Below are 18,227 nucleotides of genomic sequence, written 5' to 3'. Positions count from 1 at the left end.
GGGTTGGGTGGGCTTACTGCCAGGCCTCCGGCAATTCACCCTCAACAGGTTTCGCAACGGGCACCTTCCCGAGCAGCTTCGAGAGGCCGCCAACCCGCGCACAAAATCCGTCCAGTGCCGCAAGCGCCACCGTCCCGGCACCGTCCACAGCCTCGTAGCCCGGCATGGCCAAGGGCTCTCCGAATACCATGCCGTCAGGCAGGCGGAATTCCGCCGGTTTGCGCGTCAGGTTGAAAACGAACAGCAGTTTCTCTCCGTCCTTTTCGCGGGTGAAGGCGAGCAGGTCCGGATTGGTGCCGATGAAGGTCATCTCGCCGTCAACAAGCGCAGGGTGGCTCTTCCGGAAGGCGAGCGTCCGGCGGTAGTGGTGCAGCACCGAGCTGTCGCTGTCCTCCTGTGTATCCACGGAAAGCGCAGCCTGCTCGTAAGGCACCGGCAGCCAGCTCTTTTCAGCCGAGGTGAAGCCTGCATGCGCCTTTCCGGCTTCCCATGGCATCGGCGTGCGGCATCCGTCGCGGCCCTTGAAGGCCGGCCAGAAGCGGATGCCGTAGGGATCGCGCAGATCCTCGAAGGCAAGCTCCGCCTCCGGCAATCCGAGCTCCTCGCCTTGATAAAGGCAAATCGAACCGCGCAGCGCCGCAAGTACGGAGATCGCGAGCTTGGCGATAACAGGCCGCTCCTCCTCCGTCAGCGCGAACCGGCTGACATGGCGCATGACGTCATGATTGGAGAAAGCCCAGCAGACCCAACCGTCGGTCACCGATTTCTGGAAGGCTTCGACGCAGCCGCGGATATGCGCGGCGGTGAAATCAGGCCCCAGCAGATCGAAGGTGTAGCACATGTGCAGCTTGTCGTCGCCACTCGTATAGGCGGCCACCGTCTTCAGCGAGCGAGCGCCGTCGCCGACTTCGCCGACGGTGGTGCGATCTTCATAGCGGTCGAGCAGCGCCCGAAAGCGCTTGAGAAAGCTGATATTTTCCGGCTGCGTCTTGTCGTAGAGGTGGTTCTGCATGCCGTAAGGATTGGTGTCGGGCGCATCGAGGCCCCCGTCACTGGTATCGGGCTCATGCGGCGGATTGCTTCGGAGCTGCTTATCGCAGAAATAATAGTTGACCGTGTCCAGCCGGAAGCCGTCGACGCCGCGGTCGAGCCAGAACTTCACCGTCTGCAGCACCGCCTCCTGCACTTCTTCGCTGTGGAAATTGAGGTCAGGCTGCGAAGTCAGGAAATTGTGTTGGTAATATTGCCGGCGCACGCCGTCCCATTCCCAGCCCGGGCCGCCGAAGATCGACAGCCAGTTGTTCGGCGCCGTCCCATCGGGCTTCGGATCGGCCCAGACATACCAGTCCGCCTTCGGATTGCTCCGGCTCGCCCGGCTCTCGACGAACCAGGGATGTCGGTCGGAGGTGTGCGAGATCACCTGGTCGATGATCACTTTGATGCCGAGCCTGTGCGCCTCGGCCATCATCTCGTCGAAATCGGCGAGCGTGCCGAAAATCGGGTCTACGTCGCAATAATCGGAAACGTCGTAACCCATGTCGGCCATCGGAGACTTGAAGAAGGGCGAAAGCCAGATCGCATCGACACCGAGGCTGGCGATATGTGGCAGCCGGCGGGTGATCCCCTTGAGATCGCCGAGCCCATCGCTGTTGGTGTCCTGAAACGAGCGCGGGTAGACCTGATAGATCACCGCTCCGCGCCACCAGTCCGCATTCCCGCCTGCCTGCAATGCCATCGGCTACGTCTCCTGCCTTGTTCGCGCTCGCCACACTAAAGCGGACGAAACAAAAGACAACCATGTGAAGCCGTTATGAATGGAGCCGAAACCGCTGCGACGCTTCGTCGCGATCCCGCAAGAGGGAGACGTATATAGGCTTGTCCACAACCGCAAACCAGCCTCCGGATTTGGGGTTGCAACGCAAAGCCTTTGCGATAAGGTGCGCACTGACCTGCACGTAAGAGGTCGAAAACCGGGAACAGATGTCTAATAAAGGCGCAAAGCCTAGAAAGGTGGACCCATGATGAACAAGTTCACGAAAAAATTTATCGCCTCCGCAATGCTTGGCACATTGCTGGCGTTTTCGGCGCACGCGGCGACGCTCAACATCCACAATGGTGGCGATCCGCAGTCGCTCGATCCGCAGAAACTTTCCGGCGACTGGGAGAATCGTATTGCCGGCGACATTTTCGAAGGCCTCGTCACCGAAGACGCCAAGGACAATCCGGTCCCTGGCCAGGCCGAAAGCTGGACCATTTCGCCTGACGGCAAGGTCTACACCTTCAAGCTCCGCGACGGCATCAAGTGGTCCGATGGCCAGCCGGTAACGGCAGGAGACTTCGTCTTCGCCTTCCAGCGCCTCGTCGATCCGAAGAACGCCGCCGACTACGCCTATTTGCAGTTCACCATCAAGAACGCCGAAAAGATCAATAAGGGCGAGATCACCGATCTCAGCCAGCTTGGCGTCAAGGCGATCGACGACAAGACACTCGAAATCACCCTGGAAAATCCGACTCCCTATTTCCTCAATGCGCTGATGCACTACACGGCCTATCCGCTGCCGAAGCATGTCGTCGAGGCGAAGGGCCAGGATTGGGTTAAGATCGGCAACATCGTCACCAACGGCCCATATAAGCCGGTCGAATGGGTTCCCGGCTCGCACGTCACAACAGTCAAGAACGACCAGTGGTATGGCACCAAAGACCTGAAGATCGACGGCGCCAAGTTCTTCGTGCTCGAAGACCAGGAAGCGGCGCTGAAACGCTACCGCGCCGGCGAATTCGACATCCTCACCGACTTTCCCACAGACCAGTACGAATGGATGAAGAAGAACCTGCCGGGCCAGGCGCATGTCGCCCCCTTCTCCGGCCTCTATTATTACGTCGTCAACTCGCAGAAGCCTCCTTTCAGCGACAAGCGCGTCCGCCAGGCTCTCTCCATGGCGATCAACCGCGAAGTGATCGGCCCGCAGATCCTCGGCACGGGCGAGCTTCCGGCCTATTCCTGGGTTCCGCCAGGCACTGCCAATTACGGCGAGCCGGCCTATGTCAGCTGGAAGGACCTGCCTTACAAGGACAAGGTCGCCGAGGCCAAGAAGCTGCTTGCCGACGCCGGATTCGGCCCAGATAAGCCGCTCCACGCGGTCCTCAGCTACAATACCAATGACAACCACAAGCGCATCGCCGTCGCGATCGCTTCGATGTGGAAGCCGCTCGGCGTCGATGTCGAGCTCGTCAACGCCGAAACCAAGGTGCATTACGACCAGATGCAGCGGGGCCAGGTGGAAATCGGCCGTGCGGGCTGGCTTGCCGATTACAACGACCCGGACAATTTCCTAAACCTCCTGGTGACGGGCGTGCAGATGAATTACGGCCGCTGGTCCAATCCTGAATATGACAAGCTGATCAAGGACGGCAATGCTCAGACGGACCTCACCAAGCGCGCCGAAATCTTCAAGAAGGCCGAGCAGCTGGCGCTTGATGAATCCGCCGCCCTGCCGATCTACTATTACGTCTCGAAGAATGTCGTTTCGCCAAAGATCGAAGGCTTCGTCGACAACATCCAGGACATCCACCGCACGCGCTGGCTGTCGATGAAAGAGTAAGGGAAAACGGTCCTTCCCGCACACTGCGGGAAGGACCGGCCCACGACCATGATCAAATACGCTCTCCGTCGCCTGCTGTCGACGATCCCCGTCATGTGGATCGCCGTGACAGCCTCGTTTTTCGTCCTGCGCCTCGCTCCCGGCGGCCCCTTCGATGGCGAAAGGCCATTGCCGCCGGTCATCCTCAAGAATCTTGCGGCCCACTACAATCTCGACAAGCCGCTGATCCAGCAATACCTGCTCTACGTCGGAGATCTGCTCAAGGGCGATCTCGGCCCCTCCTTCTCCAGTGAGGATTTCAGCGTCGCTCAGCAGATCATGATCGGTCTGCCCTATACCTTCACGATCGGCACGGCCGCCTTCCTGCTCGCCATCATCATCGGCGTGACCGTCGGCTGTCTCGGGGCGCTCTATCAGAACAAGACGCCGGACTACATTCTCGGTAGCCTGATCCTGATCGGCGTCGTGCTGCCGAACTTCCTGATCGCGCCGATTCTGCAATTGATCTTCGGCATCCATCTTGCCTGGTTTCCGGTCGGCGGCTGGGGTGACGGCTCGCTCAAATTCCTTGTCCTGCCGATCGTCGTTCTAGCCCTTCCCCATGCCGGGCGTATCTCGCGCATAACCCGCGGCTCGATGATCGAAGTGATGAACCAGAACTTCATCCGCACCGCCAAGGCCAAGGGCATCGGCCCGCGGCTGACGGTGATGCGCCACGCGCTGAAGCCCGCCATGATGCCGGTCGTCTCCTATCTCGGACCGGCGGCAAGCTACCTTCTCACCGGCTCGCTGGTTGTCGAGAGCATCTTCGGATTGCCCGGCATCGGCCGCTACTTCGTCAATGCGGCGTTGAACCGCGACTACGGCATGGTTCTCGGAACGGTCATCTTCTACATGGTGCTGATCGTGTTCCTGAACCTTCTCGTCGATATCGCCTATGCGTGGCTCGATCCGAAAGTGAGAAACCGATGATCCTCAATCCCGCAAAACGCGAGCTGCTCGCAGAGGAGCTTCTGCAGGCCGAAGGCCTGGCGCCCGAAGGCCGTTCGCTCACCAGGGATGCGCTTCGCCGCCTCGGGCGCAACAAGGCGGCCGTTCTGTCGATCGCCGTCCTCGGCCTCCTGATCCTCGCCGCCTTCCTCGGTCCCTGGTTCATTCCCTTCAACTACGAGGACCCGGATTGGGCCGCGTTCCGCATCCCGCCCTCGATCGAGACCGGCCATTATTTCGGCACCGACCCGAACGGCCGCGACCTTCTCGCCCGCGTGCTCTACGGCACCCGCGTCTCCCTGGCCGTGGCGCTGACGGCGACTGTCGTCTCGGTCGTCATCGGCGTACTCTACGGCGCGATATCGGGCTATATCGGCGGGAGGCTGGATGCAATCATGATGCGCTTCGTCGACATCATGTACGCGCTTCCCTACATCCTCTTCGTCATCCTGCTGATGGTGATCTTCGGCCGCAACGTCTATCTGCTCTTTGCCGCGATCGGCGCGCTGGAATGGCTGACAATGGCCCGCATCGTGCGCGGCCAGACGCTGTCGATCAAACATCGCGAATTCATCGAAGCGGCCCGCGCATCCGGGCAGCGGCCGTTCAAGATCATCGTCAAGCACATCATCCCGAACCTCGTCGGGCCGGTGGTCATTTTTGCGGCTCTGACAGTGCCTGAGATCATCGCCACGGAAAGCTTCCTTTCCTATCTCGGCTTCGGCGTACAGGAACCGCTGACCTCGCTCGGCACGCTGATCGCGGAAGGGACCGATGCGATGGAAAGCATGCCCTGGCTGCTGATCTTCCCGGCAAGCTTCCTCGTCGCCCTGCTGCTCAGCCTGCTCTTCATCGGAGACGGCCTGCGTGACGCGTTCGACCCGAAGGATCGATAGAATGCTCCAAGAAAAAGACATCCTGCTCGAACTCAAGGATTACTCGATCACCTTCGCAACTCCCGACGGCGAGGTGAAGGCGGTCTCCAACATGAACCTCACGGTGCGGCGCGGCGAGCGCATCGCGATCGTCGGCGAGTCCGGCTCCGGCAAGAGCCAGACCTTCCTCGGCATCATGGGCCTGCTTGCCAAGAACGGCCGGACGGCGGGTCAGGCGCTGCTCGAAGGCAAGGACGTGCTGTCGCTGAAACCGCGCGAGCTCGACCAGATCCGCGGCAAGGACATGGCCATGGTCTTTCAGGACCCGATGACAGCGCTGAACCCGTCGCTGAAGATTTCGCGGCAGCTGACGGAACAGTTGGAGGTTCACCGCGGCCTGACGTCGCGCGCCGCTTCGGACGCTGCCCTCGACATGCTGAAACGCGTCGGCATCCCCGACCCGACGCGGCGCTTCCACCTCTATCCGCACGAACTGTCAGGTGGCATGCGTCAGCGCATCGTCATCGCCATGGCGCTGCTCACCAAGCCGAAGCTCCTGATCGCCGACGAGCCGACGACGGCGCTCGACGTGACCATCCAGGCGCAGATCCTCGACCTTTTCAACGATCTGACGGCGGAGATGAACACGGCGCTTGTCATGATCACCCACGATCTTGGCGTCGTTGCCGGTCTCGCCGACCGCGTCGCCGTCATGTATGCCGGCCGCATCGTCGAGGAGGCGCCGGTCGACGAACTCTTCGATAGTCCCGCCCATCCTTATACGGCCGCGCTGCATGCCTCGATCCCGCGCCCGGACCAGGATGTCGATGATCTCGTCGTCATCCCCGGCCGCCCACCGAACCTGCAGCACCTGCCGAAGGGCTGCAATTTTTCGCCGCGCTGTTCGCAGGTCCAGGATGATTGCATCGACCGTCCGCCTTCCCTCGAACCGTTGGCGCCGCGCCACTGTGCGGCCTGTTACCATCCGTTTCCGCGCCGTGAGGAGTTGCTGAACCATGGCTGATCGCTCGCTTCTGAGGGTCGAGAACCTGACGACCCAGTTCGAACTGCCGGCGAAAGGCCTCTTCAAGCCGCCGGTCTTCCTCACCGCCGTCAACAATGTCAGCTTCGATCTCGCCGAAGGCGGCACGCTCGGTGTTGTCGGCGAATCCGGCTGCGGCAAATCCACACTCGGCCGGTCCATTCTGCGGCTCTTGAAATCGCAGAAGGGCCGCATCCTCTGGCAGGGCCGCAATCTTCTCGACCTCACGGAGGAGGAAATGCGTGCCGCTCGCCGCGACATGCAGATCATCTTCCAGGATCCGATCGCCTCGCTCGACCCGCGCATGACGGTTGGAGACATCATCGCCGAACCGCTCACTGTTTTCGAACCGAAGCTTGCGAAGGCCGAGCGTACCCAGCGCGTGCGCGAAATCATGGGCGCCGTCGGCCTGGTGCCGGAGATGATCAACCGCTATCCGCACGAATTCTCCGGAGGCCAGGCGCAACGCATCGGCATTGCGCGTGCGATCATCACCAAACCGAAGCTCATTGTCTGTGACGAACCCGTTTCGGCCCTCGACGTTTCAATCCAGGGCCAGGTCATCACGCTTCTGCGCAGGCTGCGTAGGGAGTTCGGCCTGACGCTGATCTTCATCAGCCACGACCTCTCGGTCGTGCGCCTGATCTCCGATGATGTGCTGGTACTCTATCTCGGCCGCGTGGTGGAATCAGGCGACTGCGCCACTGTCTTCGATCATCCCGCTCACCCCTATACACAGGCGCTGTTTTCCGCCGCACCGATCCCGGATCCGAAGCTTGCGCGCCTGCGCACCCGCATCCGCCTGCAGGGCGATCCGCCCTCGCCGCTCAGCCCGCCGAAAGGCTGCGTCTTCTCTCCCCGCTGCTGGAAGGCGACCGACATCTGCCGCACGGAAATGCCGCCGACCGAAGAGGTTCGTCCCGGTCAGAAGGCGGCCTGCTATCATATGGACCGGCCGTGAGTGGAGGCCGCATGAAGCGGCCTTCGCTCGTAACACTTGTCACGTCCCCTTCGCGGTGAATCGGCCAAAACACACATGCGTCGGAATCTATAATCTCCGATAACAAAGATTTAGATGCGCGCATGCTATCCCTGCCTCCGCCCAATCATGGGCTTGGGGAACGCAATATGAAATCGAAACTATCAGGATTGATCGCGCTTGCCGCTGCGATCATCGCCACCTCCGCCGTATCGTCACATGCCGAAGATCTGAAATTCCAGCTCACCAACGGGACCAAGTCCGTCCTGACACGCTTCTACAGTTCGCCGACAGGCGTGAACAGCTGGGAAGAAGACGTGTTCGGCGAGGATGTCCTCAATCCAGGCGAGACCGTGAACATCACCATCGCCGACGGCCGCACTGTCTGCAAATACGACATGCGCTTCGAATTCGACGAAGACTCGGACCTCGACACCACCGAAGACACGCAGGATCTTTGCGCGCTCGGCAGCTACACCATCCACGAATAAACACCTTTCGCGCTCGCCGCCTTCGCTTGCCCGCGAAGGCGGCTTTCGGTTCCTTGTCGCAATGGCGCTTGCAATATCGACGCTTGTCACTCCGCCCGGCTCCGCGTATCAGCGAATGAAGCGTTAATTCGAAGCGATAGAGCGGCCTGTTGCATCAGCGGCGCTCCGATGCCGGGAGGACAAGGTGAACGGAAGACGGTTTCTGTCGATCGGTGAATGCATGGTGGAGCTCTCGCAGGCCGGCGACGGCCTGCTGCGCAAGGGTTTTGCCGGCGATACCTTCAATACCGCATGGTATGCCCGCGCTTGCCTCGGCCCCGATTGGTCGGTCGATTATTTCACCGCGCTCGGAGACGACGCCATGTCGGACGAGATGGCTGCTTTTATCGCCGGAGCGGGTATCGGCACGAACCTCATCCGCCGCGTCAAGGGCAAGACGCCGGGCCTCTACATGATCAATCTGAAGAACGGCGAACGCTCCTTCAGCTATTGGCGCGACAGTTCGGCCGCCCGCAGCCTGGCTGCCGATCCGGATCATCTACGCGAGGCGGTGGAAAGCGCTGACGTCGTTTATTTCTCCGGCATCACCCTTGCCATCCTGCCGCAGGAGGATGCCGCAACGCTGCTCGCCGAAATCCGTCGCGCCAAGGCAGCCGGCAAGCTCGTGGTTTTCGACCCCAACATCCGTCCACGCCTCTGGTCGAGCTACGACGTGATGCATGCGACGATTAGCGAAGGCGCCCGCTCCTCCGTGTTCGTCATGCCGAGCTTTGACGACGAGGCCGCCCATTTCGGCGACGATTCCATCGAGGCGACCATCCATCGGTACCGCGCGCTGGGCGCTCTCGATGTCGTGGTCAAAAATGGCGCAGACGGCGTTACCTTGAATTTCGGCGGCGAGGAGACCTTCGTGCCGGCCGAAAAGGTCGAGAACGTCGTCGACACCACCAGCGCCGGCGACAGTTTCAATGGTGCCTTTCTCGCACGATATCTCGAGAGTCAAGACGCGCCGGCCGCTGCGCGCTTCGCCGCAGGCGTTGCGGCTCGCGTCGTCAGTGAGCATGGGGCGTTGATTGCAAGAGAGAAGCTCGGGTTGAGCGGCGCCTGAAGCCCGCGCATGACGACCGTACATATGCCATGGGCGGGCGCTCCCCGCCTTGTCGGCATGCCTCCCCGGTTAAGGGCATAAAATCAGGACTTCGTCGGCCGATCTGTCTCGCGAACGGCCTCGTCATGATACCAGCAGCTATCGAGCGCGGCGTCGCAGACATCAGCCGCCTCGCGCTCCATCAGCCTGGCGCGTTCGAGCCGGCTTGCGGCCCGCGTCGGCTTGACGGGAAACTGGTAGATCGTCGCGGATTCACGATGGAAACCGGTGGGCATGAGACTCGCCTCCATTCCGTTCGGCGCATCGGCATCAGGACCGCGACCATAGCATGATGCACATCCTTTATGCAAATTGCACAAAATAAATGCATGATCTAACTAATGATTGATCCATATGCTGTTTATGGCTGAAGCTTCCGCCTATTTGTTCAACACTTCACCGTTTCAGACTAACGCCCAATTTTTCATCCGGTTCCGAGGCAGAAAACCTCTCTATCCTCCTGATGAATCAATCTTCGATCGTCCAAACGGGCTTCCTTCGAGAAAGGAAAAGCGCGGATTGACCGGCTGATTTACAATTTTTCTTTCGCCCGCGATCAAACTGGCACGCTACGTGCTTAAATAGGTGCATCCCCTGGCGGTCGGATGCGTTTGCGCGCCCAGATCGTCTCCGGGTTTGCTCACCTTCGTCGTATTGAGAGAGTCACGATGACAAAATATAAGCTCGAGTATATTTGGCTCGATGGGTACACCCCGGTACCGAACCTGCGTGGCAAGACGCAGATCAAGGAATTCGACGCCTTCCCGACGCTGGAACAGCTTCCGCTCTGGGGCTTTGACGGATCGTCGACGATGCAGGCCGAAGGCCGCAGCTCCGATTGCGTGCTGAAGCCCGTCGCCATCTATCCCGACCCGGCCCGCACCAACGGCGTTCTCGTCATGTGCGAAGTCATGATGCCCGATGGCGTCACGCCGCACCCGAGCAACGCCCGTGCCACCATCCTCGACGACGAAGATGCCTGGTTCGGCTTCGAGCAGGAATATTTCTTCTACCAGAACGGCCGCCCGCTCGGCTTCCCCGAGCAGGGCTATCCGGCTCCGCAGGGCCCCTACTACACCGGCGTCGGCTATTCGAATGTCGGCGACGTCGCCCGTGAAATCGTCGAAGAGCATCTCGATCTCTGCCTCGCTGCCGGCATCAACCACGAAGGCATCAACGCCGAAGTGGCCAAGGGCCAGTGGGAATTCCAGATTTTCGGCAAGGGCTCCAAGAAGGCTGCCGACCAGATCTGGATGGCACGCTACCTGCTGCAGCGTCTGACCGAAAAATACGGCATCGACATCGAGTATCACTGCAAGCCCCTCGGCGACACCGACTGGAATGGCTCGGGCATGCATTGCAACTTCTCGACTAAGTACATGCGCGAAGTCGGCGGCAAGGCCTACTTCGAAGCGCTGATGGCGCAGTTCGAAAAGAACCTGATGGACCACATCAACGTTTACGGTCCTGACAACGACAAGCGCCTGACCGGCAAGCACGAGACGGCTCCGTGGAACAAGTTCTCCTACGGCGTTGCCGATCGTGGCGCTTCGATCCGCGTGCCGCACTCCTTCATCAAGAACGACTACAAGGGCTATCTAGAAGATCGCCGCCCGAACTCGCAGGGCTGCCCCTACCAGATCGCTTCCCAGGTTCTGAAGACGATCTCGGAAGTTCCGCTCGCCGGTTCGGCTTCCGCTGCCGCCTAACCTCCCAAGCGGCGTCGGTCCTCGACCGGCGCCGTCATTCTTCTGCCTGAAATGATGATCGGCCGCTGACATATTCGCGCCGATCGGACCGCTAAACGCCTCAAAAGACTGGCAAGCGGCTGTAATATTTCCATCATGGTCATGCCTCAAAATAGGCAAGCGGGAATCGCCGTTCCGGAACCCCGCTTTGGGGTTGAGCGTTGACAGATCACTGCAACGCGGATGGAAATCGCGATATGCTGCAACGTCCGGCAAACACTTACAGCGGCGAGAGCTGGGCCAATGCCACCTCGGCCGGCAAACTGCCGGAACGGCTGGTGATCGTCACCGATGCCTGGCATCCGCAGGTCAACGGCGTGGTGCGCTCGATCGAGAACACCAATCGCGAACTGGCAAAGATGGGCGTCGAGGTTGGGATGGTGACGCCGGAGCGTTTCAACAGCATCCCCTGCCCCACCTATCCCGAGATCCGTCTGTCGATCGCCAGTTATCGCCGCATTGCCCGCGAGATCGCAAAGCACAATCCCTCCTACGTGCATATCGCCACCGAAGGGCCGCTGGGGCTCACTGCCCGCCGCTGGTGCCTGAAGAACCGCATGCCGTTTTCGACGAGCTACCACACCCGCTTCCCGGAATATGTCGCGGCCCGCCTGCCGATCCCGAAGAGCTGGCTCTATTCCTTCATCCGCTGGTTCCACAATGGCGGCGCCGGCTGCATGGTGGCGACACCGAGCCTTGCGCGTGAACTGTCGGAAAAAGGCATCCGCAATCTCATGCCCTGGAGCCGCGGCATCAACGCCGCGCAGTTCCGCCCTATGGCGCTCGAGGAAAGGCCGTTCGGCTTGGCGCGCCCGATCTTCATGACCGTCGGTCGCGTGGCATTAGAAAAGAATCTGCCGGCCTTCCTTGAGCTCGATCTGCCGGGCTCGAAGGTAGTCGTCGGCGATGGGCCGGCGCGCGCCGAGCTCGAAAAGCAATATCCCGATGTTTTCTTCGCCGGCGTGAAGTTCGGCGAGGAGCTGGCGCAAGCCTATGCCCAGGCCGACGTCTTCGTCTTCCCCTCGCTCACCGACACCTTCGGCAACACCATTCTCGAAGCGTTGGCCTCGGGCGTGCCGGTCGCCGCCTACCCGGTGACCGGCCCTCTCGACATCATCGGTGAAGACAGCGAAGTCGGCGCGCTCGACACGGACCTGCGCGCCGCCTGCCTTGCTGCCCTCTCGGCTTCGCGCGAGAAGGCGCATGCGCTCGCCATGCAATATTCCTGGGAAGCGGCGACGCAGCAGTTCATCAACAACATTCGCGCCGCCAACGGCGTGATCACGCCGAAATGGAAGAAGGCGTGGCAATTTGCCAAGTCGCTTCCAAGAAGCAGAAAGCCCGGCGAAAACGCCGGGCCTCTCCCTTCTGGAGATTGATCGTTCCCATTTTGTGCAGGTCTAGAAGCGTATCGTTCGCGACCACAATCGTGCTGCGGACGGGCGGCGTCAGGGTCGCGCTGTGAGGCGAGGACGGCCAGAGCGTCGGCAGCCTCTGCGAAAAGCTCTTACTGGAATCACATCCGGGCCCCATTGCTCGAACGCCTGGAAAAGTGCCGGCTACATGAGGCGCGAGGATGACCAACGCGTGGTCGCGCTTCGGCCGACGGGGAAGGCAAGCACCAACAAGAAAGAGCCGTCATCTCCGACTGCATCGCCGCCGAGATCGGCCGTGATGCAGTCGATCTCAGCGGGCTGCTATCCGAGATCTTAGCGCTGAGCGAGGCGCTGAATAGAAGCGCGGCTTGGCACCTGCAGATGGCTGCCGCATGGCGCAGGCCTAATGGGCCACCAATCATTGCAAGCGCGCCCTACGTCCGCCTCTTCTTCGACTCGTACGGATTATCAGGCGAACGGAAATGGATGCGGATCGGCACGCTCGGCATGTCGAAATCGGCGCGTAACCCATTGATCAGGTAGCGCGTATAGGATTCCGGCAGCGCGTCCGAGCGGGTGCAGGAAATCATGAAGGCCGGCGGACGGGCCTTGACCTGTGTCATGTATTTCAGCTTGATGCGGCGGCCGGAAACAGCCGGTGGCGGATGCTGGATCTGCTGCGTCTCCAGCCAGCGATTGAGCCGCGCCGTCGAAATACGCTTGTTCCAGACCCTGTCCGTATCAATGATCGACTGCATCAGCTTGTCGAGTCCCCAGCCGGTCTGGCCGGAGATCGGCACGGCGCGAATGCCGCGCGCCTGCGGCAGCAACCGGTCGGTCTTTTCGCGCAGATCCGCAAGCACCGCCTGGCGGTCCTCGATCATGTCCCATTTGTTGAAGGCAAGCACGGCCGCGCGGCCCTCACGCAGCACCAGGTCGACAATCTGCAGGTCCTGCTTCTCGAACGGGATTGTCGCATCGAAAACGATGACGACGGTTTCGGCAAAACGGATGGCGCGCAGCGCATCGGCGACCGAAAGTTTTTCCAGCTTCTCCGTCACCCGCGCTTTGCGGCGCATGCCAGCCGTATCGAACATCTTGATGGTGCGGCCGCGCCAGTCCCATTCGACCGAGATGGAGTCGCGGGTGATGCCTGCTTCCGGGCCGGTCAAAAGCCGATCCTCGCCGAGAAAGCGATTGATCAGCGTCGATTTGCCCGCATTTGGCCGGCCGACGATTGCCACTCGCAGCGGCTTGGTCTCGTCATAAGCTGGCTCTTCGTCCTCGTCCTCACCCTCATCAGCCGAGTGGGGAATATCGACGTCCGTGACGGCAACATCCTCCTTGGCATAGGCCCTGTCCTTGCCAATCGCCTCGACGATCGCGTCGCGCAGATCCAGCATGCCTTGCCCGTGCTCGGCCGAAATCGGCGTCGGCTCGCCCAGCCCCAGCGTATAGGCGTCATAGAAGCCGCTATCGGAGCCGCGCGCTTCGGATTTGTTGGCGACGAGCACGACCGGCTTGCCGCGCCGGCGCAGCATTTCGGCAAGCGCGGTATCCACAGGCGTCAGCCCGTTCTTGGCGTCGACGACGAAAAGCGATAGATCGGCCTCGTCGATCGCCGCTTCGGTCTGAGCGCGCATGCGGCCCTGCAGGCTCTCCTCGTCGGCTTCTTCCAGACCGGCCGTGTCAATAATCGTAAAGGTCAGCCCCATCAGCCGCGCATCACCCGGCCGGCGGTCGCGCGTCACGCCGGGTGTATCATCGACGAGCGCAAGCTTCTTGCCCACCAGACGGTTGAAAAGCGTCGACTTGCCGACATTCGGACGACCGACGATGGCGACCGTGAAACTCATTCTTTTTCCTTAAAACTCAGCCCTGCGCGGCGGGCGCCTTGCCGGATGCGGTAATGAGATCAAGCATCATCTGAGCCCGATTGGCAACAGGACGTGGGCTGCCGGTGTCGTCGATGATCGATTGGAACCATTGCCGCGCTTGCGCCATGTTGCCGGCCTTGTAGGCGGCCAGACCGAGTGCTTCGCGCGCCGAATGACGGAAGGCGTTACTCGGCACGGCCATTTCTTCGATCGCGGCTGAAACCTGCTCATAGGAACCGTTCTCGATCAGCAGCCAGCCCGCACGCATTTTGGCGACATCGCGCACGGCAGCCGGCACGCCGTTGTCTTTGCCGATCTCGTTGAAGGCGGCGATTGCAGCAGCAGCATCGCCCTTCTGCGCCTGGACGGTCGCAGCCCGCATGCGCGCCAGCACCGGATAGGCGCCATGGCCTTCCTTTTCCAGCTTTTCAAGCGCGGCCAGCGCCTCGTCGTTCTTGTTCTCGTCGGCAAGCTTCATCGCCGCCAGAAACTGGTCGCCGGCGCCGGAGGAGCGGGTATCGTCCCAATATTCATAGAGAACCTTGCCGGCGGTGCCGGCGACGATCAGGATGGCGACGACAATAATATAGCGGCCGAACCGGCGCCAGGCGCCCTTCATCTGGTCGGACCGCAATTCCTCATTGACCTCACGGATGAAGCTGTCGTCGTTAAATGCCATTCTCGTCTCCGGCCGCGGAAATACCCATAACTTTGCGCAAAATGCGCATTGCCCGGCCTTCTACTCCATTTTGCCGCCGTTGTAAGGGGGATGTGAAAGATTCGTCACGTAGCGAGCGGTGAAACGCCGATCAGCCATTCGTGCAGCTTCCAGATGATCAGCGCCCAGACGAGGATACCGATGACGGCAGCATAGAGGTCGTACTTGGCCGAGACGAAGGGCCGAAGCGTGATTTCGCCCGCCCGCTCGCGGCGCTTGAGCGATATGCGCACGATCACGCCCCAGGCAAGAAACGCCCCAAACAGCAGGACCGACGACGTCTCGCCATTGGCGAGCAGATGCGCCAGCGCCCAGATCTTCACCGACAGCACCATCGGATGTTTGGTCTTGGTAGCTATATGCCCCGCCGGCAGCAGCGAGGCGACGAGACAGATCATCGCGATCAGCATCAGCGCGACGGCGATATGCGCCGTCCACACCGGCGGATTGTAAAGCATGCCGGTCACCTGCCGCGCCTGGCCGAAACCGTAGATCAGGAGGATCAGCGTGAGAATGCTCGCGATCGAATACCCGGCCCGCCAACCCTTGTCGCCGAGGCTTGCGATCATCGAGCGGCGCAGGCCAGGAGCCACCACCCGCACCAGATGCACACCGAGAAAAAGTATGATGCCGATGATAAGCAGTGCCATTCCGGTCCCTTCCGTGCAGTTTGACATTGCTTAGCGGCTGGCGGGAAAAAATGCCAGTTGTGACCGCAGCTTCGCCGCAATTCTATCGGAGGGAAACCGCGAACAAATTGTCGCGGTGCCCATGTCTCGTCCTCTCCTCGCCACCTGTCTGGTCGCCTCCCTCGTTCTTCCCGCGGCGGCAAAGGCGGCCGACCGGCCGAAGCAGCTCGTCATCATCTCCTTCGACGGCGCCCACGACAACGCGCTCTGGCTGAAGAGCCGCGAGATGGCGGCGAAGAACAGCGCCCACTTCACCTATTTCCTTTCCTGCACCTTCCTGATGAACGACGCGGCGAAAAGGGCCTACCAGGCGCCGCACCAGAAACGCGGAAAATCCAATGTCGGTTTTGCCCAGAGTGACGACGAGATCCGCGAGCGCCTCGGCAATATCTGGCATGCACATCTTGAAGGGCACGACATAGCAAGCCATGCCTGCGGCCATTTTGACGGCCGCCTCTGGAGCGCAGCCGACTGGTCAGCCGAATACGCGACCTTCCATGCTACGTTGAAAAATGCCTGGAAGAGCGTCGGCCTCGAAGAACCCGCCGGCTGGCAGGATCTGGTCGACCATGGCATCAAAGGCTTTCGCGCCCCCTATCTCTCGGCGACGGCGGGCGCCGACATGATCGCCGCCGAAAAGAAGGCGGGCTTCACCTATGACGCAAGCCTCGTGACCAAAGGCCCGGCGATGCCTGTCGAGGAAAACGGCATCCTCCGCTTCGGCCTCCCCCTGATTCCCGAAGGCCCCAGCCAAAAGCCGATCATCGGCATGGACTACAACCTCTTCGTTCGCCATTCCAAGGGTGAGGAGGACAGCGCGGATTCGAAGGCATTCGAGGACCGCGCCTACGCCGCCTTCTCCCAAGCTTTCGACCGCCAATATAACGGCGACCGCATCCCACTCCAGCTCGGCTTCCATTTCGTCGAAATGAACGGCGGCGCCTACTGGCGCGCGCTCGACCGACTGGTCAGCGACGTCTGCCATCGGGCGGATGTGGCTTGCGTCAGTTATTCCGAAGCGATTCCGATCGAGGCGCGCGGGAAGCTGGAGCGGACGTCGGGGCTGTGACGGGCGCCTTTTGAGAACGACCGGGGGTGCCGTGTAGCCCCCTCATCCGCCCTAACGGGCACCTTCTCGCCGCTGGGGAGAAGGGGGTATCGAGATGTCGCCGGATATGTTCTCAAGCAATGGATAATCACGAGGGGCTGCCTCGAGTCCCTTCTGCCCGCCGGGGAGTAGGTGCCGGCAGGCGGATGAGGGGGCCGCACACGCCGACGTTTCGATCAGGGGCAGGCTCTACCCATCAACCATCCGCATGCACGACACCCGCCTCGCGTTCCAGATAGTGCCGATCGATGGCCGGCAACGGCTCGTCGTCGATGGCCGCCTCGAATGCCTTGAGGCGCTTGTGAATGGAGAGCAGCTCGATGATCGTCGTCCAAGAATTGACCAGATACTGGAACGAGTTGCTGACTTGGCCGAAGGCCGTCGAGATCTGCTGGAAGATACCGTAAGTGATCGTCCCGGCCACGATCGTCGGCACCAGCATGAAGATCACGAAGAGCGCGTCCGCCTGAATGTAGAAATAGCGGGCGACATTGAAATACATGTAGTGGAAATACATGCGGAAATAGTTGCGCCGTACGTTGTTGAAAAGCTCCCTCACCGTCAGCGGCTGCGCCCGGTCCGCATGATCCTCGCCGTAGACGAGTTCCTTGCGATAGGCGGCTTCGACGCGCTGATTGCGGAAGTTCAGGCCCGGCAGCTTGATACCGGCGACCGCCAGAAGCAACGTGCCGAATGCCGACCAGAAGAGCGCCAACCAGAAGAGCGAATTCGCCAGCGGTCCGATGACCGGTAGTTCGGTCACATAATGCGACAGCGCCAGAAGGATCGGAAGGAAGACCACAAGCGTCATCACCGAATTGATGAGGCTGATGCCGAGACCTTCGAGCGTACTCGAAAAACGCATAGTGTCTTCCTGCACGCGCTGTGAAGCGCCTTCGATGTGCCGCAGCTTTTCCCACTTCGACATATAGAAATCGTTCATCGCGGCGCGCCAGCGGAAGATGTAGTGGCTCGTGAAGAAGTCGGTCATGATCGACACGAACATGCTGAGGAACGCGATCTGACAAAAGACCCACATCAGGCTGTAGAAATTATCCACTGAAATGCCCGGCTGCTTCGACAAGGCGTTCTGCAGAAGATCGCCGAACGGCCGGCGCCAATTGTTGATCACGACCGTGATCTGCACGCCGAAATAGGTCACGAAAATAATGAGCGCCGAACCCCAGATCGACCAGAGCTTCCAGGGATGATTGCGCGCTATCAGATGCCAGGCGCCGCAGAAGATCAGCGCTGAGAGAAAGAAATAGCTGTAGAACCAGACATTTTCGGGCAGCAAGAAGAAGGAAAGATCGATCGGCTGCTGCTCTTCGGGAACCGGCGCAAAGCCGAGCGACGCGCCGAGACCGGCCGCGAAGAAATACCAGCCCAATATTGAAATCAGCGTCCAGACGACAAGCGAAATGAAGAAAGGTTTCGGCTGGGGAAAGAAGGAATGAAACACGGGGGGCTTTGCTTTCCTGAACTGTGAGTCTCGGGAGTGTCGGAACACTGATTGTGCCGGAAACTACGGCAGTTCGAAGGAAGCAGCAATGGGTTTGGCCGATTGTTACGCAGATGTAACCGG

At 60.7% G+C, this 18,227-nt stretch carries 16 protein-coding genes; 10 read left to right on the top strand and 6 right to left on the bottom strand.

Features of this window, described 5'->3' with window-relative positions:
* Nucleotides 1–13: 13 nt before the first annotated feature.
* Nucleotides 14–1,735 carry a beta-galactosidase BglA gene (gene bglA, locus PH551_RS00135; RefSeq protein WP_285191391.1) on the bottom strand — a complete coding sequence of 574 codons (1,722 nt, stop codon included), beginning with the start codon at nucleotides 1,733–1,735 and terminating at the stop codon, nucleotides 14–16.
* A gap of 286 nt (nucleotides 1,736–2,021) precedes the next feature.
* Here bglA and PH551_RS00130 point away from each other — a divergent pair, with 286 nt between their 5' ends.
* From PH551_RS00130 to PH551_RS00100, 7 genes are all read left to right on the top strand, one after another.
* A complete protein-coding gene (locus PH551_RS00130) occupies nucleotides 2,022–3,602 on the top strand; it encodes a peptide ABC transporter substrate-binding protein (RefSeq protein WP_285191697.1) in 1,581 nt (526 codons plus the stop codon).
* Between the two features lie 48 nt (nucleotides 3,603–3,650).
* Nucleotides 3,651–4,574 (top strand): oligopeptide ABC transporter permease OppB, encoded by a 924-nt coding sequence (gene oppB, locus PH551_RS00125; protein WP_285191390.1) that lies wholly within the window; start codon nucleotides 3,651–3,653, stop codon nucleotides 4,572–4,574.
* Nucleotides 4,571–5,488: an ABC transporter permease gene (locus tag PH551_RS00120; RefSeq protein WP_085778968.1), complete on the top strand. Its 918-nt coding sequence runs from the start codon at nucleotides 4,571–4,573 to the stop codon at nucleotides 5,486–5,488. Before oppB ends, PH551_RS00120 begins: the two co-directional genes overlap by 4 nt.
* Nucleotide 5,489: 1 nt before the next feature.
* Entirely contained in the window at nucleotides 5,490–6,491 is a 1,002-nt protein-coding gene (locus PH551_RS00115; RefSeq protein ID WP_285191389.1) for an ABC transporter ATP-binding protein, read from the top strand.
* A complete protein-coding gene (locus tag PH551_RS00110) occupies nucleotides 6,484–7,470 on the top strand; it encodes an ABC transporter ATP-binding protein (protein ID WP_285191388.1) in 987 nt (328 codons plus the stop codon). Before PH551_RS00115 ends, PH551_RS00110 begins: the two co-directional genes overlap by 8 nt.
* Nucleotides 7,471–7,637: 167 nt before the next feature.
* Nucleotides 7,638–7,979, top strand: coding sequence for a hypothetical protein (locus PH551_RS00105; RefSeq protein WP_011426337.1), 342 nt, complete (start codon nucleotides 7,638–7,640; stop codon nucleotides 7,977–7,979).
* 184 nt (nucleotides 7,980–8,163) lie between these two features.
* Nucleotides 8,164–9,087, top strand: a complete 924-nt coding sequence (locus PH551_RS00100; protein WP_285191387.1) for a sugar kinase — start codon at nucleotides 8,164–8,166, stop codon at nucleotides 9,085–9,087.
* 83 nt (nucleotides 9,088–9,170) lie between these two features.
* On the opposite strand, the gene gstI is transcribed toward PH551_RS00100, so the two are convergent.
* The gene (gstI, locus tag PH551_RS00095) at nucleotides 9,171–9,362 is read right to left on the bottom strand and encodes a glutamine synthetase translation inhibitor GstI (RefSeq protein ID WP_285191386.1); all 192 of its coding nucleotides are present in this window, start codon (nucleotides 9,360–9,362) and stop codon (nucleotides 9,171–9,173) included.
* Between the two features lie 432 nt (nucleotides 9,363–9,794).
* Between gstI and PH551_RS00090 the strand changes: the two genes are divergently transcribed.
* Together PH551_RS00090 and PH551_RS00085 are read left to right on the top strand one after the other, a co-directional pair.
* A complete protein-coding gene (locus PH551_RS00090) occupies nucleotides 9,795–10,835 on the top strand; it encodes a glutamine synthetase beta-grasp domain-containing protein (RefSeq protein WP_011426340.1) in 1,041 nt (346 codons plus the stop codon).
* 236 nt (nucleotides 10,836–11,071) lie between these two features.
* The gene (locus tag PH551_RS00085; protein WP_285191385.1) at nucleotides 11,072–12,253 is read left to right on the top strand and encodes a glycosyltransferase family 4 protein; all 1,182 of its coding nucleotides are present in this window, start codon (nucleotides 11,072–11,074) and stop codon (nucleotides 12,251–12,253) included.
* Nucleotides 12,254–12,684: 431 nt separating this feature from the next.
* On the opposite strand, the gene der is transcribed toward PH551_RS00085, so the two are convergent.
* The 3 genes from der to PH551_RS00070 form a co-directional block, all read right to left on the bottom strand.
* Nucleotides 12,685–14,106, bottom strand: coding sequence for a ribosome biogenesis GTPase Der (gene der / locus PH551_RS00080; RefSeq protein WP_064804199.1), 1,422 nt, complete (start codon nucleotides 14,104–14,106; stop codon nucleotides 12,685–12,687).
* Between the two features lie 16 nt (nucleotides 14,107–14,122).
* The gene (locus PH551_RS00075) at nucleotides 14,123–14,806 is read right to left on the bottom strand and encodes a tetratricopeptide repeat protein (RefSeq protein WP_221112107.1); all 684 of its coding nucleotides are present in this window, start codon (nucleotides 14,804–14,806) and stop codon (nucleotides 14,123–14,125) included.
* Between the two features lie 104 nt (nucleotides 14,807–14,910).
* Nucleotides 14,911–15,495 (bottom strand): NnrU family protein, encoded by a 585-nt coding sequence (locus tag PH551_RS00070; RefSeq protein ID WP_285191384.1) that lies wholly within the window; start codon nucleotides 15,493–15,495, stop codon nucleotides 14,911–14,913.
* 121 nt (nucleotides 15,496–15,616) lie between these two features.
* Between PH551_RS00070 and PH551_RS00065 the strand changes: the two genes are divergently transcribed.
* Nucleotides 15,617–16,603, top strand: a complete 987-nt coding sequence (locus PH551_RS00065; protein WP_285191383.1) for a polysaccharide deacetylase family protein — start codon at nucleotides 15,617–15,619, stop codon at nucleotides 16,601–16,603.
* Nucleotides 16,604–16,838: 235 nt separating this feature from the next.
* Here PH551_RS00065 and sbmA read toward each other — a convergent pair whose 3' ends face one another.
* A complete protein-coding gene (gene sbmA / locus PH551_RS00060; protein ID WP_085778978.1) occupies nucleotides 16,839–18,104 on the bottom strand; it encodes a peptide antibiotic transporter SbmA in 1,266 nt (421 codons plus the stop codon).
* Nucleotides 18,105–18,227 lie beyond the last annotated feature (123 nt).

The organism is Rhizobium atlanticum, from assembly GCF_030182485.1.
Classification (GTDB): domain Bacteria; phylum Pseudomonadota; class Alphaproteobacteria; order Rhizobiales; family Rhizobiaceae; genus Rhizobium.
The sequence above is the reverse complement of the archived record's forward strand: the minus strand, read 5'-3'. Positions and strand labels throughout refer to the sequence as shown.

Excerpts from the sequence above, each read along its gene's own strand:
- oppB (WP_285191390.1), top strand. The coding sequence starts at position 3,651 with ATGATCAAATACGCTCTCCGTCGCCTGCTGTCGACGATCCCCGTCATG.
- PH551_RS00110 (WP_285191388.1), top strand. The coding sequence starts at position 6,484 with ATGGCTGATCGCTCGCTTCTGAGGGTCGAGAACCTGACGACCCAGTTC.
- der (WP_064804199.1), bottom strand. The coding sequence starts at position 14,106 with ATGAGTTTCACGGTCGCCATCGTCGGTCGTCCGAATGTCGGCAAGTCG.
- bglA (WP_285191391.1), bottom strand. The coding sequence starts at position 1,735 with ATGGCATTGCAGGCAGGCGGGAATGCGGACTGGTGGCGCGGAGCGGTG.
- PH551_RS00065 (WP_285191383.1), top strand. The coding sequence starts at position 15,617 with ATGTCTCGTCCTCTCCTCGCCACCTGTCTGGTCGCCTCCCTCGTTCTT.
- PH551_RS00090 (WP_011426340.1), top strand. The coding sequence starts at position 9,795 with ATGACAAAATATAAGCTCGAGTATATTTGGCTCGATGGGTACACCCCG.
- PH551_RS00070 (WP_285191384.1), bottom strand. The coding sequence starts at position 15,495 with ATGGCACTGCTTATCATCGGCATCATACTTTTTCTCGGTGTGCATCTG.
- PH551_RS00105 (WP_011426337.1), top strand. The coding sequence starts at position 7,638 with ATGAAATCGAAACTATCAGGATTGATCGCGCTTGCCGCTGCGATCATC.
- PH551_RS00075 (WP_221112107.1), bottom strand. The coding sequence starts at position 14,806 with ATGGCATTTAACGACGACAGCTTCATCCGTGAGGTCAATGAGGAATTG.
- PH551_RS00120 (WP_085778968.1), top strand. The coding sequence starts at position 4,571 with ATGATCCTCAATCCCGCAAAACGCGAGCTGCTCGCAGAGGAGCTTCTG.
- PH551_RS00130 (WP_285191697.1), top strand. The coding sequence starts at position 2,022 with ATGAACAAGTTCACGAAAAAATTTATCGCCTCCGCAATGCTTGGCACA.
- PH551_RS00115 (WP_285191389.1), top strand. The coding sequence starts at position 5,490 with ATGCTCCAAGAAAAAGACATCCTGCTCGAACTCAAGGATTACTCGATC.
- gstI (WP_285191386.1), bottom strand. The coding sequence starts at position 9,362 with ATGCCCACCGGTTTCCATCGTGAATCCGCGACGATCTACCAGTTTCCC.
- PH551_RS00085 (WP_285191385.1), top strand. The coding sequence starts at position 11,072 with ATGCTGCAACGTCCGGCAAACACTTACAGCGGCGAGAGCTGGGCCAAT.